Here is a 15,358-nt window from a genome sequence, read left to right on the forward strand (position 1 = left end):
ATTTCCTCCCTAAAGAAAACCCTGCTTTTATTATTTTACCCGATGATACGTTTAGGCAAAGCTTCATTCATTCTGGTAGTGCGAAAAAAGCACACTATCGTTAGTGTGCCATTCTCCCTTAGATATATTCTAGCATGAGTGCCCTTGGTCAGGCAAATTAACAGAGTTGGAAGGGGTTTTAGGATTAATATCCAGACGAGATAAAATCTCATCGATCGCTGCATGCTTCTCTGGTTTTTCGTTGCCTTGCTCAACTAAAAGAGCACCTGCCAACACTTCATTAAGGGCCTCCACAGGAATCACTTCAAACCCTTCGGCATAATTCTTGAAGCGCTCCTGCCAATTCTCCTTCGGAATAAATACTCTGCGGCATCCCGCCTGATGGGCCGCTTCAATCTTAGCCGCGATTCCACCTACAGGCTTAACTCCCCCTCGAATGGATAATTCCCCTGTCATGGCTAAGTAATTATCCACCCTCTCTTTGCGAATAGCGGATACCACAGCTGTGGCAATGGCAATCCCTGCGGAAGGCCCATCAATAGGTACTCCCCCTGGGAAATTGACATGGATATCATAGTTATGGGGATGTATTCCTAATTGCCGCCGAATCACTGTAAGCACATTTTCCACAGAGCTTTTGGCCATACTTTTACGGCGTGTCTTCCTAAAGCTACTTCCTTGTTCCTCTTCTTCAACGATTCCTGTAACCAAAAGCTCCCCGGTGCCAGGAGTTACGGGATGAGCTGTAACTTCCAGTTCGATAAGCATTCCCATATTAGGGCCATAAACAGCCAAACCATTGACCAATCCGATTTCCGCCACCAAGGGCGCTTTACGTTCCGGCCTGGGTGCATACTGACCTGAAGTAACAACCCACTCCACTGTCGCCGCATTGATCTCCAATTTCTTTTCTGTCTGGGCTACACCGGCTGCCAATTGAACGATATTTACTGCCTCCCGCCCATTGGTAGCATACTGCTTAGCTACGTTCAAAGCACTGGGAGTAATGGGTGTTTCCATTTTCGCCGCAGCACCTCGGGCAATTTGAGCGATTTCTTCGGGAAGCAAAGAACGAAAGAAAACTTCCATACACCGGGAACGTATAGCCGGGGGAATCTCCTCCGGACTCCGTGTGGTCGCTCCCACCATGCGAAAATCTGCCGGCAGCCCGTTTTGGAAAATATCATGAATATGAACCGGAATATTCGTGTCTTCTGAGCTATAATAGGCACTCTCCAGGATGACCTTTCGATCCTCAAGAACTTTAAGCAGTTTGTTGATTTGAATCGGATGTAGTTCCCCGATCTCATCGATAAAAAGAACACCGCCATGAGCCTTGGTCACAGCTCCCGCCTTTGGCTGGGGAATCCCGGCCATGCCCATGGCACCCGCTCCTTGATAAATAGGGTCATGAACCGAACCGATCAAAGGATCGGCGATTCCCCGCTCATCAAAACGAGCGGTGGCTCCATCGATTTCTATAAACTTTGCATCCTCTTTAAAAGGGGACATGGGGTTTTTCTTCGCTTCCTCAAGAACCAGGCGGGCAGCCGCCGTCTTTCCCACACCCGGAGGACCATAGATCAGAACATGTTGAGGATTGGGCCCGCATAGAGCTGCCCTGAGAGCCTTAATCCCCTCTATCTGACCCACAATCTCTTCAAAATGAGCCGGCCGGGTCTTTTCCGCCAAGGGGGTGGTAAGAGCAATTTTGCGCATCTTTTCTAACTTTTCCAGTTCCTTTTTGGACTCCCGCTCAATGGAGACCTTGTTCCCCTGCTGGGATTTAAGCAATCCCCAAAAATATAAGCCAATAATAACAGCAAAGATCAGCTGCACCATCATAACAATTCCAGTCAATCCAACCATACTTTCTATTCCCTCCTGAAGCAAATACTTTACCTTTGGTAGTATTGCCAGAGAATAGTTTTTGAAAACTTTTTAAAATACTATTTGACATTTATTTTTGAGCACTCTATAATAACAGTAAATTATCCAGTAAATGCTAATGACAAGAAAGAGTACACCTTAGCCGGAATGTCCAAGAGAGTCAGCGTTGGTGGGAGCTGATACAGACTGTTTGGTGGAATGGGTCTTTGAAGCGCAAGCTGAACGACTTTTTATCTTGAATCTCAGGATAGAGATGTCCAGTAGGTAAGCCGGGGGTTTCCCGTTACAGAAACACGGGTATCGAGAGCATTGATAATTCTCTCCGCATCCGGTTAGAGGTATGGGACAACTTTTTTTACTCCAGTCGATTTCGCTGACCCATATAAATTAAGGTGGCAACACAGAAGTACTTTCTGTCCTTTTCATAGGACGGAAAGTTTTTTTATTACCTAAAACAAAGTGCTGCCCTCCTCTGGATGAATAACGGTAACTTGCATGTCCGTTATCTTTGCGGCCAGATGAAGACAATGTTTCTCCGTACTTGATAGAGGTACTTGTGGACACACAAGTACAAATTAAGGTGGCACCACAGAAGCTTTCTGTCCTTTGGGATAGAAGGCTTTTTTTGGTATAAAAATTCCCCTGCGGAGGTGATTGCCCATGGACATTCTCGAAAGAATTCTCAATGAGAAAAGAAAAAGGCTCCGGAATCTTGAAAAACAAACTCCCCTTTCAGAGCTTAAACGGCAATTAAAGGACAAAGTCCCTGCCATCTGTCCCGAAAAGCAAGGGCTTACCCCCAATTCCTTCCATGTCATTGCCGAAATCAAGCGCGCCTCCCCAAGCCAGGGGATTATACCTTGGCGTCTCTCCCTCGAAGAAACTCTTCAGGCTTATGAATCCGGTGGAGCCTCTCTTATCTCCATACTCACCGAGGAAAATTTCTTCTTTGGGGGACCTGAGGACTTTCAAAAAATCCGCTCCTTAACCTCCCTTCCGCTCCTGCGTAAAGATTTTATCTTCTCTGAATATCAGGTTATCGAAAGCAGTGTCATGGGAGCGGATATAATTCTTCTCATTGCCGGGATTCTGGACGCTGCCGCACTATCCAATCTCCTTCACCTGACCCACGAACTGGGATTGAGAGCCCTGGTAGAATGCCGTGATGAAGAGGATATTTCCCAGGCACTTAAAGCTGGAGCGAAGATCATCGGCATCAACAACCGGGACCTGCGAACTTTCCGGATAAATCTTGAACGCACCCAAACCCTTAGCCCCCTGATTCCACCTAATTGCATCCTGGTTAGCGAAAGTGGAATTCATACTCCCGAAGATGCTGCATTCGTCTCCAAGTATGGCGCTCAGGCAGTCCTCGTAGGCGAATCCTGCCTCCTGTCCCCTGATCCTGCCCTGCATATCCGCTCCCTGCGTGAAGCAGGTCTGGGGGTGAGGACATGCCCAGGATAAAAATCTGTGGAATCCGTACTTTTGAAGAAGCCCGTTGGGCAGTTGAAGCCGGTGCAGATGCCCTGGGATTCATCTTCGTCCCCTACAGCAAACGTTATATCAAACCTGAGACCGCTCGGGAGATTATCCTTCGCTTACCCCCCTGGATAGGCAAAGTTGGAGTTTTTGCCCAGGAATCTCCCAAAAATGTCAGCCAAATTATCCGCGGGTGCCCCTTAGATACCCTTCAATTGCATGGGAATGAGGATCCTAGACTCTATCACCACCTGCCCGTAATAAAGATCAAAGCACTCTCTCTTCCCCCCGTACCTGATTCTGCCTCGGATGCGGATCCCACCTCCCAATCTTTTCTTGCCCAGTTCAGGGGGCTCCCCCCGGCCTCCCTCCATGGGATTCTCCTGGACTCGGCCCTCCAGGGGATGGCAGGTGGAACAGGGGCCCCCCTCCCCTGGCATACCCCAGAGTTCCAGGATCTTCTACGCAGAGTCAAGAACCTTGGTTATCCTCTGATTCTAGCCGGGGGGCTCAGCCCTGACAACGTCCTGGAGGCCATCCGTTTAACCCAGCCTTACGGGGTGGATGTCAGCTCCGGAGTAGAGCGAGATGGTCGCAAAAATCGTGAAAAAATCCAACACTTTATCTCACGAATAAGAAAGGAGCCACCACTATGACCCAGGCGATTCGTCAATCCCTAAACCTCCTATCCCTGAAGCAGGATCTCCCTGCAGAGTTAGCTTTTACCGTAGTCCAGGACCTTTTGGCCGGGAAACTAACCCCGGCTCAGATTGGGGGACTGCTCCTGGGGCTAAGTCTTAAAGGAGAAACCCCTGGAGAAATCGCGGCCTTTGCTCAAACCCTAAGGGATGCCGGCCTTAAGATAAAAGCTCCTGAAGGGACCCTGGATACCTGTGGAACCGGAGGAGACCGCAGCGGTACCTTTAATATCTCCACAACCACAGCTTTTGTCATCGCCGGGGCCGGAGTTCCGGTAGCCAAACACGGAAACCGCTTTGCCTCCGGCCGTTGCGGCAGTGCCGATGTGTTAGAGCAGCTAGGCATTTCTCTCAAAACCACCCCGGAATCCAGTGAACGCCATCTCCAGCACATCGGCATGACCTTCCTTTTTGCTCAGATTTATCATCCCGCTATGGCAAAAGTCGCCGCCGAACGCCGCGAACTCGGTGTCCGAACTATTTTTAATCTCTTGGGTCCCCTGCTCAATCCCGCCGGTGCCTCTTACCAATTGCTCGGGGTTTCCTCTCCCTCTCTACTCCCTAAAATGGCCAAAGCCCTCCAAATTCTCGGCATCAAACGGGCTGTCGTGGCTGTCGGTGAGGACGGTCTGGATGAAGTGACTCTGACAGGGGCTACTCAAGCCATACTCATTGATGGCGGGGAAATACGGCCCTTTATTATCCGGCCTGAAGAATATGGTCTCGACCTCTGTTCCCTTCGTGACCTTCAAGGGGGTTCACCCGCAGAAAACAGGGAGATTACCCTCCGCATTCTCCATGGGGAGAAAGGGCCCCAGCGGGATATTGTTTTGCTTAACGCCGGAACCGCTCTCTACGCCGCCAACAAAGTGACCGGCATCCAAGAAGGGATTGTCCTGGCTGCCGAGAGTCTGGATTCCGGGAAAGCCCTAAGCATACTGGAAAAACTCAGAGCATCTGCTTAGCTAAAGGGAGGGTTTAATCATGATTCTGAAGGACCAAGACTTTATACCTCAACCAAACCGTTTCGGCAGCTATGGGGGGGCTTATGTCCCCGAGACCCTCATCCCTGTTTTGGATGAACTGGAACAGGCTTATTATGAAGCCCGGGAAGATCCCGGCTTTCAGAAAGAGTTGGAAGAGCTCTTAGCCAACTATGTAGGGCGCCCTTCCCTCCTCTACTATGCCCAAGGGCTCAGTAAATCCCTGGGCGGGGCCAGGATTTATCTCAAACGGGAAGATCTTAATCATACCGGTGCTCATAAAATCAACAACACCATGGGGCAAATTCTCTTGGCCAAACGAATGGGAAAAACCCGAGTCATCGCAGAGACAGGGGCTGGTCAGCACGGTGTAGCCACTGCTACCGCCTGTGCCCTTATGGGCTTGAATTGTGCGATCTACATGGGGGAGGAGGATGTAGGACGACAGCATTTAAATGTCTTGCGCATGAAAATGTTGGGCAGCGAAGTCCACTCGGTCACTACAGGATCAAAAACCTTAAAGGACGCCATCAATGAAGCCTTAAGAGACTGGGTTGCTCAACCCCAGGGCACTTTCTACTGTTTTGGGACTGCCGCCGGTCCCCATCCCTATCCCACCATCGTCCGGGATCTTCAGCGGATTATCGGTGAAGAAACCCGCTCTCAATTCCTAAATCTCCAGGGACGCCTTCCTGATCTGCTCATCGCCTGTGTGGGCGGGGGGAGCAATGCCATCGGTTTTTTCCATCCCTTTTTGGTCGACAAAAGTGTCGGACTGGTTGGGGTTGAAGCCGGGGGAATAGGCCCGGGCATAGGAGAACATGCAGCCACCTTGTCTTTAGGCCGTCCCGGCATCCTTCACGGGGCTTATAGCTATCTTTTGCAAGATGAGGATGGTCAGATTCCCGACACCCACTCCATTTCAGCCGGTCTCGATTACCCTGGCGTCGGGCCTGAGCACAGCTACCTGAAAGACACTGGACGCGTCCACTATGTCAGTGTAACAGATGCCGAAACCCTGGAGGCCAGCCATCTCCTTGCCCGCACAGAGGGAATCCTGCCCGCCCTCGAAAGCGCCCACGCCCTTGCCTACGCCATTAAAATCGCCCCCACCCTTTCCCCCGAAAAACACATCATCGTCAATTTATCCGGTCGGGGGGACAAAGACATGGAAACTTTTGCTCAATACATTCACGATTAACTAAGGAGGGAATGCCGTGTCTGATCGCTTAGAAACATCCCTTGCCAGAGCTCGTCTTAAAACACCTATGAACCCTATGGGCATGGGATTAATCACTTATCTTATGGCCGGGGACCCTGATTCCGAAACAACCCTGCGCCGGTTAACCGGCCTGGGGGAGGTGGGGGTCGATATCCTTGAACTGGGCGTTCCTTTCAGTGACCCCATCGCCGATGGCTCTGTAATTCAATCTGCCGGCTTACGAGCCCTTCAGCAGGGGATAAATCTTAAAAAGGTCCTAAACCTCGTGGCCCGGTTCCGCAAAGAAAATCAGGACACTCCCCTGCTTTTAATGAGCTACCTCAATCCCCTGCTCCATTACGGCTATGACCGTTTCCTCAATGACGCTTTCACAGCCGGGGTCGATGGTTTGATACTGCCCGATCTGCCTTGGCGGGAAAGCACACCTTTCCGGCAAAGAGCCTATGAACTTCTGCAAGACCGATTGGCCTTTATCCCTATGATTGCCCAGACCAGCCGGCCCAACCACATTCATGACCTTGCCCAGGAACAAAAGGGCTTTGTCTACGTCCTATCCCGTAACGGGATAACCGGAGGGGATGCGGAAATTCCATTGCAGACCCTGCAATTCATTCACTCTCTCCAGACCGTTCTTTCCACCCCGTGCTATGTGGGATTCGGAATCCAATCTTCAGCCCAAGTGCATAAATTGAGCCAAGCCTGCCAAGGAGTCATTGTAGGCAGTGCTCTGGTCAAAAAGTTTGCTGAACTTGATTCCCGCCCTCTCCCTGAGCAAGAGTTAAGATGCCGTGAACAAGATATTTACACCTGGATTGGTTCACTGAGAAAGACACCGGTTAAGGAGGACATTGCATGCGAATGATCCAAAAAGAATGGATCCTCGACCCCTTTCCTTCAACAAGGTCTGATTGGGTAATGAATCTCCGCCAATTCTCAGAGACCCTGGGCGAAAAATGCTATGCCCTCCTGGAAGGAAATGAGGAAGATCATCAACGGACCTATTATGGATTCGGTGAGGGCTGGATTTTATCCCCCGAGACCTGGGAACCTGGTCTCCCCCCCGATCCTCTAGACCACCTTAGGGATTTTTGCCGAAAAAGCTTCCCGGAAAAAACCTGTGAAAGCGGCATCATCGGTTACCTGGATTATGAGTGGGGGCTTCTCTGGCAAAAGCCCAAAGCTACTACCGCGAAACCCAACTACTTTTTTCGCCTTTGTCCCATTAATCTGGTCCTCCTTCCCGGTTCACAAAAAGTCATCCTTGAGATATTCTCCAAAGATGACTCGGAACTGATCAAGCTCTATGATCATTGGTCGAAAAACCTTGACCGCTGGATTTCTCAAAATCACTATCTAAGCCAAAATCACTTTCAGGAAACCACCCCGTCGAAGGTTACGGCACTGGAAATCTCCATGGAACAACCGCACAATCCCCTGACCGATCCGATCCAATGGCATGCCAATTTCAAACCTTCGGAGTTTCTATCCCATGTGGAAAAGATCAAAGAGTATATCCGTTCCGGAGACATTTTCCAAGCTGTACTCTCCCAGTGTTTTACCCTGAAAAGGCGTATCGATCCCTGGTCTGCCTATCAAAAGCTGCGGATTCTCAATCCTTCCCCTTGGCTCTTTTGCCTGTTCGGAGAAAAGGAAACCTTGGTAGGCAGTTCCCCGGAGCTTATGCTCTCCTCGGTGGGATCCCAAATTCAAACCCGTCCCATTGCCGGGACACGGCCCCGGGGAAAAGATCCTCTGGAAGATGAGCAGCTCGAACAAGAACTTCGGGAAGATGCTAAAGAAATGGCCGAACACGCCATGCTTGTCGACCTGGGGCGAAATGACCTGGGCCGGGTCTCTGAATATGGGAGCATTTGCCTCAGTCAATTCTGTAGCATCCAGCGCTTCTCTCACGTCATGCACATCGTTTCCACTGTTGAGGGCCGGCTGGGGGCCGCTTATGATTCTTTGGACGCCTTGCAAGCGGTTCTGCCTGCAGGTACCCTAAGCGGTGCTCCTAAAGTCCGGGCTATGGAAATCCTTCAGGAATTGGAGCCTACCCGCCGGGGCCCCTACGGCGGGGCCCTCGGCATCTACCGCTGGAATGGGGATCTGGATTTCTGTATCACCATACGAACATTGACTGTCAAGGATGATCAAGTCAGCGTTCAAAGCGGGGCTGGAATTGTTTTTGACTCCATTCCCGAACGGGAATACGAGGAGACCCTACATAAGGCGAGAGTCTTGTTCAAGGTCGTGGAAGATTTGTAAAATCCGCAGTCATCTAGGAAAGGAGGCCCCTTATGCTGGCCATCATAGATAACTACGACTCCTTCACCTATAATCTGGTTCAAGCCTTCGGTGAATTGGGGGAAAAAATCATAGTCTATAAAAACGATGAATTATCCGGGGCGGAATTTCTCTCCGCAAGTCCTGACGGGGTGGTCATCTCACCAGGACCCTGCACTCCCAATGAAGCCGGAATCTCTCTCGAGGTCATCCGCCTCCTCAATGAACATGCCCAAAAAGGTTGGCCCATCCCTTTGCTGGGAGTTTGTCTCGGACACCAGGCTCTTGCCCAGGCCTTTGGATCTGAAATAACCGTCGCTCCCGAAGTTATTCATGGCAAGCAATCCCCCATTTATCATGATCAAGCAGCCCTTTTCTCGGAATGCTCACAAGGGTTTTTGGCAGGAAGATATCATTCACTCATGATTGATCCCCTTGGTCTGAGCCCCCTCTTCATCGTCACTGCCCGCACTGAAAACAATCTTATTATGGGGATTCGCCATCGCTATTACCCCTTTTATGGGATACAATTTCACCCGGAGAGTATCCTAACCCCGGAAGGACCACATATCCTGCGTTCCTTCCTCGCCCAGATTTACAGCTAGCAAGTATCTATCCACTTTGCTCTTCAAATGAAAATGAGGCAAGGATAACTCCTTGCCTCACTGCATTATGCTGATTCTTCTTTTTTGTTTTTCTTGCTTTTATCGATAGTCACCAGAAGAGGTTCTTCCTTCTTCAGAATGACATCCTTGGTAACCACGCATTTGGTCACATCGTTGCGGGAAGGCAAATCATACATCACATTCTGCATGATCTCTTCCACGATAGCTCTTAAACCGCGGGCTCCCGTATTGCGTCGGATCGCTTCCTCCGCGATGGCTTTCAGAGCCTCCTCTTTAAATTCGAGGGCTACTCCGTCCAGCTCCAGAAGCTTTTCATACTGCTTGACCAAAGCATTCTTGGGTTCTGTCAGGATGCGCACCAGAGCTTCTTCATCCAGAGCATCCAGTTTGACCATGACCGGCAGACGTCCTACGAACTCCGGAATGAGACCAAATTTGAGGAGGTCCGCAGGGAGAAGCTCCTTAAGGGTCTCTCCGATGTTTTGCTCACTCTTCTTCTTAATCTCAGCCCCAAAGCCCATAACCTTTTTCCCGATGCGATTCTGGATGATCTTATCAATCCCGTCAAAAGCTCCTCCCACGATAAACAAGATATTCGTGGTATCCAGTTGGATGAACTCTTGATGGGGATGTTTACGACCACCTTGAGGGGGAACACTGGCTACAGTTCCTTCGAGGATTTTGAGAAGGGCCTGTTGGACACCTTCTCCTGAAACGTCACGAGTAATAGAAGGATTCTCCGATTTGCGGGCTATCTTGTCAATCTCATCGATATAGACAATTCCTTTTTCAGCTTTTTCCACGTCATAATCTGCGGCTTGAATGAGCTTGAGGAGGATATTTTCAACGTCTTCACCCACATAACCGGCCTCAGTTAAGGAGGTTGCATCCGCAATAGCAAAGGGCACATTCAAAACTTTGGCTAGGGTTGAAGCCAGCAAAGTTTTACCGGATCCAGTGGGTCCCAGCATTACGATGTTAGACTTTTGCAGTTCCACATCATCAATTTTCATACCCAGGTTAATTCGTTTATAGTGGTTATACACGGCTACAGACAACGCTTTCTTCGCTTCGTCCTGCCCGATCACGTACTGGTCGAGAATTGCCCGAATTTCTTTAGGCTTTGGAATATCCCCTATCTCCATCCCCAAGTCTTCATTGAGCTCTTCCTCAATGATTTCATTGCAGAGTTCAATACACTCATCGCAGATATAAACTCCGGGGCCAGCAACCAACTTTTTTACTTGATCCTGAGTCTTTCCACAGAACGAACATTTAAGCTGGTTCTTTTCGTCGTTGTACTTTGCCATCCTCTCACCTCTTTAGCACAGAATACCTCTGCACATAGGCTATGCCTGCTCGACGAGGAAGTTTACCGTTTTTTCGGAAACTAAGCTCTGACGATACATGCCCATTTCACCACGTGCCATGAGGGCCTGTTTAAAATTTTCCGGACTGGTTTGATAACGTTCTGCAAGTTTTGTCAACTCACTGTTTAATTCTTCCTCAGATACTGTAATTCCTTCTGCTTTAGCGATAGCTTCCAAAACAAGTTCGGTTTTAAGGTTTTCAGAAGCACGAGGACGAAGTTCTTCTTTCATGGTATCAATACTGGTTCCTGTATAGTGGCAATAGGTTTCTAAATCCAGTCCTTGATAAGAAAGATTTTGCGCCACGTCATCAAGCATCATATCGATTCGGTTGTTGACCATGGCTTCCGGAATCTCAACACTTGCATTTTCTACAGCCTTCGCAACGATTGCATTTTTGTATTCCATTTCTGCACGTTGTTCTGCCGCTGTCATAAGTTTGTCTCTCAAGTCAGCTTTCAATTCATCAAGTGTCTCAAATTCGCTAATATCTTTTGCGAATTCATCATCCAAAGCTGCACATTCTTTTCTCTTAAGCTTATTAAGCTTAACTTTGAACAAAGCATCCTTACCTTGTAGGTCTGCAACATGATATTCATCTGGGAAGCGAACGTTGACATCAACTTCCTGTCCGATTTGTGCGCCAATTAATTGTTCTTCGAATCCCGGGATAAACGAGCCGGATCCGATGACCAAATCATACCCCTCAGCCGTTCCACCTTCGAAAGCTACACCATCCACAGAACCGGCGAAATCGATGTTCACGGTATCTTGAGCCTGAGCCGCGCCTTCTTCAAGGTTAAGCACTTTAGCATGTTGTTCTTGCTTGCGGTTAAGCTCTTGTTCAAGTTCTTCATCAGTAACGGTAGCCGCAGTCTTCTCAACTTCCAAACCTTTATAGGTCCCCAGCTCGACTTCAGGCTTCACAGTGACCTTGGCCTTGAAAATAAGATCTTTGCCGTCTTCCATTTGAACGAGATCCACGTCCGGGCGATCCACCGGTTCAATCCCAGCTTCATTAACAGCCTTCATGTACTCGACACCAAGGATATCATCCACTGCATCATTGTAGAGTGCAGCAGCTCCCACGTAACGTTCAACCATGCTCCGAGGAGCTTTTCCTTTGCGGAAACCAGGGATATTTACTTTGTTAGCCAAAGCTTTGGCCGCTTTTGTTACCGCAGCGCTGAATACCTTCGCATCGACGGTAACTTCGAGTTCAACAGTATTCTTCTCTATTTTCTCCATTTTGACTGTCATATGTGCTCCCCCTTAATACTTCCTTTGGAATAAGATATATGGTATAAGGAAAATCTAATTGCGTTCCCGAAAACATATGATGAAGCTAGTTTGTCCGAAATTCCCTTGAGGCAAACTTGACATTTTTCGTCATTTATGCCCACCCTGTTCCTTTAGAACATGACCTAAAAGGGGAACTTTGCGTTCCCCCTCAAAGTATTTCCATAAAGGAAACTTCTTCCGATGAAGTTTACTCCACCTAAAGACACCTAAAGACACCTAAAGACACCTAAAGATTGGGTTATCCATTTCATGAGAGAATTTTTCCAAAGGTTTAAATTAGCAAATTTACCTGACCATTCTACCAGACAGCGAAAGATAAATCAAGGCTTATAAGGCAGTTCCCAGAGATTATTGGACGAGAGCTAAGATCGCGTCCACAGCCCTATCTGCAGCGTGACCGGGCAAAGCCTTGGCCGCTGATCGACGCATTCTCTCAATCTCCTCAGGATGACTAAGAAGATATTGAATCGTTTCTTCCAGCTCTTCCTCAGTCTTTGCCAGTTTGGCCGCTCCAATCCTCTCTAAGAAGTGTGCATTTTCCTCTTCTTGACCTGGGATCGGCTTATAGATAACCATGGGTAATTTCTTCGTCAAGGATTCCGATACAGTGAGCCCTCCCGCTTTGGTGATAATCAAATCGGAAACGCTCATAAGCTCCTCTACATTATTAATATATCCATAACAAACCATGGGATTGCGCCCTTGTAAACTTTCCAAGGAGCGGTAAAGCTTTTCGTCACGGCCACAAACCACAAGAATTTGCAGTGGAGATGACGAATCCAGTAAGAACTTGCAGATGTGCTTAGAGCCTCCCAGCACTCCATAGGCTCCTCCCATCACAAGGATGGTCGGACGTATGCATTTGAGGTTAAGTCTCTCCGTTATCTCTGAACGGTCAAGTTCTTTCTCGAACTTTGGGTTGACAGGGATTCCTGTAATCCGGATCCGTTCCGGAGCAATTCCCCCGGCGATCAAATCCTCATAGACATCCTTGCACCCTGCAATATAAAGGTCCACTCCCCGCTGGATATATTGACTATGGACCCCATAATCCGTGACCACAGAGACCACTGGAGCATGAATCACGCCCTTAAAACGAAGCTCACCCAAGACACCAGCGATCACCGGATAGGTACAGATGATCACATCAGGATTAAGTTCCTTGATATAGTCCAGAAATTCTTTGCGACCTAATATATTTATAAGACGCTGGATAAGGGAATGGGGCCGTATCTTGGAGGTTCGGTAATAAAACATGCCATAGAGTTTTGGTGTATGCTTAATAAGCTCAATGTAAGTATTCTTGACAATCGCATTTAATGTTTTGCTGATAAATGCCCCAAAATCCAAATGAGTAATCTCCGCTTTCGGTGATTTTTCACGTATAGCTTCGATCAGCGCTTCGGCGGCCCGAAGATGACCAGCTCCAAAGGTTGCCGAAAACACTAAGACCCTTAACTCCCCCACGCAAAATCCTCCTTTGGGTTAACTTACATTCCCATTTTAACTCATAAACAGCAAATCTCAAACTTAAGTTTTTCTTAATCCATATTCTAGCAATTTTAATTATTGATTTGAAAAAGCTTGTCATTTAGAAAAAACTAAGCTATAATCAGACAGTAATACTCAATGCGAGAGTGGCGGAACTGGCAGACGCACTGGATTTAGGTTCCAGCGGGAAACCGTGGGGGTTCAAGTCCCTTCTCTCGCACCATATTGAAATCTGACAACCATAGTATATACTATGGTTGTTTTTAGTTATTAAGTAATCAGCATTTGTTCAGCTACTTTTCAGTTTAGTCTATTGCACTATTTTATAGAGGAACTATAACTCCTCTATTCCTATGCATTATGCTCTGCGTAAAGGGACAAAAGACGGCTTCCGGCAGATCCTGATCTGCCGGAAGCCGTCTTTGTTACTTTCCAAGCTATCTTGCTGTGACAGCTCACTTTGCGCTTTTTGTCTAATTTGTACAGCTTATATTTTGTTTGGCATATACCTTATGGAAAAAGTCATACAAGAACCACCTAATTCCGATTCAGATTTCTTTTTCCATTACCCCAGCCGTCGTCACGGCCGTGGTCTTGCCAATCCTTATGATTTTTTTGATCGTAGGGGTTGTTATTCTTGTGATATTGGATCTTTACTGGCTGTATGGTATCTTTTGGGGCGTTATCTTTAGACTTTATGCTGGTATCTTTATCTTTAGTGTTCTCCTTGGTCTTATCTTTGACAGCATTTTTTTGTTCTTGCTTCAAGTCGTGATCCTTGGTCTTTGCTTTATCCGGACCTTGCAGACCCAATTCTTCCTGAAACTGCTTCAAAGCTTGTTTGGCTTCCTTAGCCAGTGCTTTATATTCTTTTTTGGTTATTTTATCAGCTTTCTTGATATCCTCTTTATTTTGAAAAACGGTTGTAGGCACCACTGGAGTGGCTTTTTCCTTAGACGCGGGGGTAGCGGAATCATTATTGGACGGTTCTCCATCCTGATTATCCTTTTCCATCACAGGTTCTTGATTTTTTTCCTCCATTTTTTCCATCTTCTCCACTGCCTTTTCCATGGAGCGGACAATATTTACGGCCAATCTTTGTGCCGCATGGGGAGGAAGTTTATCCAGGAGACTGCCTAAGACCAGTACATTGTTAGCATTAACTTTAGCCAGGGCTTCCTGAAGTTTTTGATACTCTTCTGATTCCGGATTTTCAAGCTGCTCCAAGAATCCTTGGGCATCCGCGATTTTTTTATTATAGCGATCCAGCGCTTTTTCGCAGGCCTTGATTTTCTTCTCAAGTTTCGGGTTTGTGGCAGTCTGTTCTTCCTTGGTCTCTTGACCCTTATCTGTAGTATTATTCGACTCCTTCGCTGAATCAGCGGTTCCCTCACCGGAGTCTTCTGATACTGATCCGCCATCCTCTTTGGTAGTTGATTCATCGGAAGTAGCCGTCTCGCTTTCTACTTGCGAAGCAGTATCCTTTACCTCTTCAACACTTGCCTTTTTAGCCAAGGCCGAAATCTCTGCTAATCGCTCACAAGCGTGTTTATCAATAAGCTTGACTTTCTTTTCCGGATTAAAGGTCAAGGCAACCTGTACTTTTTCCACAAGTTCATCCAACCAATAGAAAGGCGAGTCCGGAAGAATTCCAGGCCCTATCTCTTTACCATCGGAATCGACGATAGTAGTATCTTCATTTATAGTGCTCTCTGTAGCTGTATCTGCAAAGGCCACTGCCGGAGACACCGGCAGCGCCAAAAGGGCGGCTGCTAAGACAAGTGCTATTGGTTTTTTCATTTTTCCCTCTCCTACTATTTAATTTGTTTTTCCGAATTCGGTATCAGCGCTTTCATTTTATATTACGGGAACCTAATAGCTTTTTTAGGGGGACAACTATGCAAATCTTTATCCTTACCACCACACTCAGGCACAAAAAGCAAAAATGCTCCCGGATGAGTATATGGATTACCTAATCCACTCACCGAGAGCATAAATATCATGGACA

12 protein-coding genes, 1 tRNA gene and 1 other annotated feature are annotated in these 15,358 nt (G+C 47.8%); of the genes, 8 read left to right on the top strand and 5 right to left on the bottom strand.

The features are described 5' to 3' along the window. Nucleotides 1-129: 129 nt before the first annotated feature. Entirely contained in the window at nt 130-1,869 is a 1,740-nt protein-coding gene (gene lonB, locus DESPCE1_RS0118315; protein WP_014795488.1) for an ATP-dependent protease LonB, read from the bottom strand. A 130-nt stretch (nt 1,870-1,999) separates the two neighbouring features. Beyond that, nucleotides 2,000-2,500, top strand: a binding site (T-box leader). Nucleotides 2,501-2,550: 50 nt separating this feature from the next. Between lonB and trpC the strand changes: the two genes are divergently transcribed. Genes trpC through DESPCE1_RS0118350 form a run of 7 tightly spaced genes read left to right on the top strand, consistent with a single transcriptional unit; the run spans nt 2,551 to nt 9,166 of the window. Next, entirely contained in the window at nt 2,551-3,357 is an 807-nt protein-coding gene (gene trpC / locus DESPCE1_RS0118320; RefSeq protein WP_014795489.1) for an indole-3-glycerol phosphate synthase TrpC, read from the top strand. Next, the gene (locus DESPCE1_RS0118325) at nt 3,345-4,028 is read left to right on the top strand and encodes a phosphoribosylanthranilate isomerase (RefSeq protein WP_014795490.1); all 684 of its coding nucleotides are present in this window, start codon (nt 3,345-3,347) and stop codon (nt 4,026-4,028) included. Before trpC ends, DESPCE1_RS0118325 begins: the two co-directional genes overlap by 13 nt. Then, on the top strand, nt 4,025-5,035 hold the full coding sequence (trpD, locus tag DESPCE1_RS0118330) for an anthranilate phosphoribosyltransferase (protein ID WP_014795491.1): 1,011 nt from the start codon (nt 4,025-4,027) through the stop codon (nt 5,033-5,035). The genes DESPCE1_RS0118325 and trpD overlap by 4 nt, the downstream gene beginning before the upstream one ends. A gap of 19 nt (nt 5,036-5,054) precedes the next feature. Next, entirely contained in the window at nt 5,055-6,254 is a 1,200-nt protein-coding gene (trpB, locus tag DESPCE1_RS0118335; protein ID WP_019851273.1) for a tryptophan synthase subunit beta, read from the top strand. 16 nt (nt 6,255-6,270) lie between these two features. Beyond that, complete coding sequence (gene trpA, locus DESPCE1_RS0118340) at nt 6,271-7,137, top strand: tryptophan synthase subunit alpha (RefSeq protein WP_019851274.1); 867 nt, start codon at nt 6,271-6,273, stop codon at nt 7,135-7,137. Next, on the top strand, nt 7,128-8,543 hold the full coding sequence (locus DESPCE1_RS0118345; protein ID WP_014795494.1) for an anthranilate synthase component I family protein: 1,416 nt from the start codon (nt 7,128-7,130) through the stop codon (nt 8,541-8,543). The genes trpA and DESPCE1_RS0118345 overlap by 10 nt, the downstream gene beginning before the upstream one ends. 32 nt (nt 8,544-8,575) lie before the next feature. Continuing rightward, on the top strand, nt 8,576-9,166 hold the full coding sequence (locus DESPCE1_RS0118350; protein ID WP_014795495.1) for an aminodeoxychorismate/anthranilate synthase component II: 591 nt from the start codon (nt 8,576-8,578) through the stop codon (nt 9,164-9,166). 65 nt (nt 9,167-9,231) lie between these two features. On the opposite strand, the gene clpX is transcribed toward DESPCE1_RS0118350, so the two are convergent. The 3 genes from clpX to DESPCE1_RS0118365 all read right to left on the bottom strand — a co-directional run bounded on the left by clpX (nt 9,232) and on the right by DESPCE1_RS0118365 (nt 13,326). Next, the gene (clpX, locus tag DESPCE1_RS0118355; protein ID WP_014795496.1) at nt 9,232-10,497 is read right to left on the bottom strand and encodes an ATP-dependent Clp protease ATP-binding subunit ClpX; all 1,266 of its coding nucleotides are present in this window, start codon (nt 10,495-10,497) and stop codon (nt 9,232-9,234) included. A gap of 39 nt (nt 10,498-10,536) precedes the next feature. Further along, nucleotides 10,537-11,817, bottom strand: coding sequence for a trigger factor (gene tig, locus DESPCE1_RS0118360; RefSeq protein ID WP_014795497.1), 1,281 nt, complete (start codon nt 11,815-11,817; stop codon nt 10,537-10,539). A gap of 390 nt (nt 11,818-12,207) precedes the next feature. Beyond that, entirely contained in the window at nt 12,208-13,326 is a 1,119-nt protein-coding gene (locus DESPCE1_RS0118365) for a glycosyltransferase (protein WP_014795498.1), read from the bottom strand. Between the two features lie 164 nt (nt 13,327-13,490). Between DESPCE1_RS0118365 and DESPCE1_RS0118370 the strand changes: the two genes are divergently transcribed. Further along, nucleotides 13,491-13,573: transfer RNA gene (locus DESPCE1_RS0118370), tRNA-Leu, on the top strand. A 314-nt stretch (nt 13,574-13,887) separates the two neighbouring features. Here DESPCE1_RS0118370 and DESPCE1_RS0118375 read toward each other — a convergent pair. Next, nucleotides 13,888-15,150, bottom strand: coding sequence for a DUF5667 domain-containing protein (locus tag DESPCE1_RS0118375; RefSeq protein WP_019851275.1), 1,263 nt, complete (start codon nt 15,148-15,150; stop codon nt 13,888-13,890). Between the last annotated feature and the right edge of the window lie 208 nt (nt 15,151-15,358).

Source organism: Desulfitobacterium sp. PCE1 (assembly GCF_000384015.1).
GTDB lineage: Bacteria > Bacillota > Desulfitobacteriia > Desulfitobacteriales > Desulfitobacteriaceae > Desulfitobacterium > Desulfitobacterium dehalogenans.

Bases quoted from the DNA above. Each gene is read 5' to 3' on its own strand.
- trpD (WP_014795491.1), top strand. From the start codon at position 4,025: ATGACCCAGGCGATTCGTCAATCCCTAAACCTCCTATCCCTGAAGCAG.
- DESPCE1_RS0118325 (WP_014795490.1), top strand. From the start codon at position 3,345: ATGCCCAGGATAAAAATCTGTGGAATCCGTACTTTTGAAGAAGCCCGT.
- trpB (WP_019851273.1), top strand. From the start codon at position 5,055: ATGATTCTGAAGGACCAAGACTTTATACCTCAACCAAACCGTTTCGGC.
- trpC (WP_014795489.1), top strand. From the start codon at position 2,551: ATGGACATTCTCGAAAGAATTCTCAATGAGAAAAGAAAAAGGCTCCGG.
- DESPCE1_RS0118345 (WP_014795494.1), top strand. From the start codon at position 7,128: ATGCGAATGATCCAAAAAGAATGGATCCTCGACCCCTTTCCTTCAACA.
- DESPCE1_RS0118350 (WP_014795495.1), top strand. From the start codon at position 8,576: ATGCTGGCCATCATAGATAACTACGACTCCTTCACCTATAATCTGGTT.
- tig (WP_014795497.1), bottom strand. From the start codon at position 11,817: ATGACAGTCAAAATGGAGAAAATAGAGAAGAATACTGTTGAACTCGAA.
- DESPCE1_RS0118375 (WP_019851275.1), bottom strand. From the start codon at position 15,150: ATGAAAAAACCAATAGCACTTGTCTTAGCAGCCGCCCTTTTGGCGCTG.
- lonB (WP_014795488.1), bottom strand. From the start codon at position 1,869: ATGGTTGGATTGACTGGAATTGTTATGATGGTGCAGCTGATCTTTGCT.
- clpX (WP_014795496.1), bottom strand. From the start codon at position 10,497: ATGGCAAAGTACAACGACGAAAAGAACCAGCTTAAATGTTCGTTCTGT.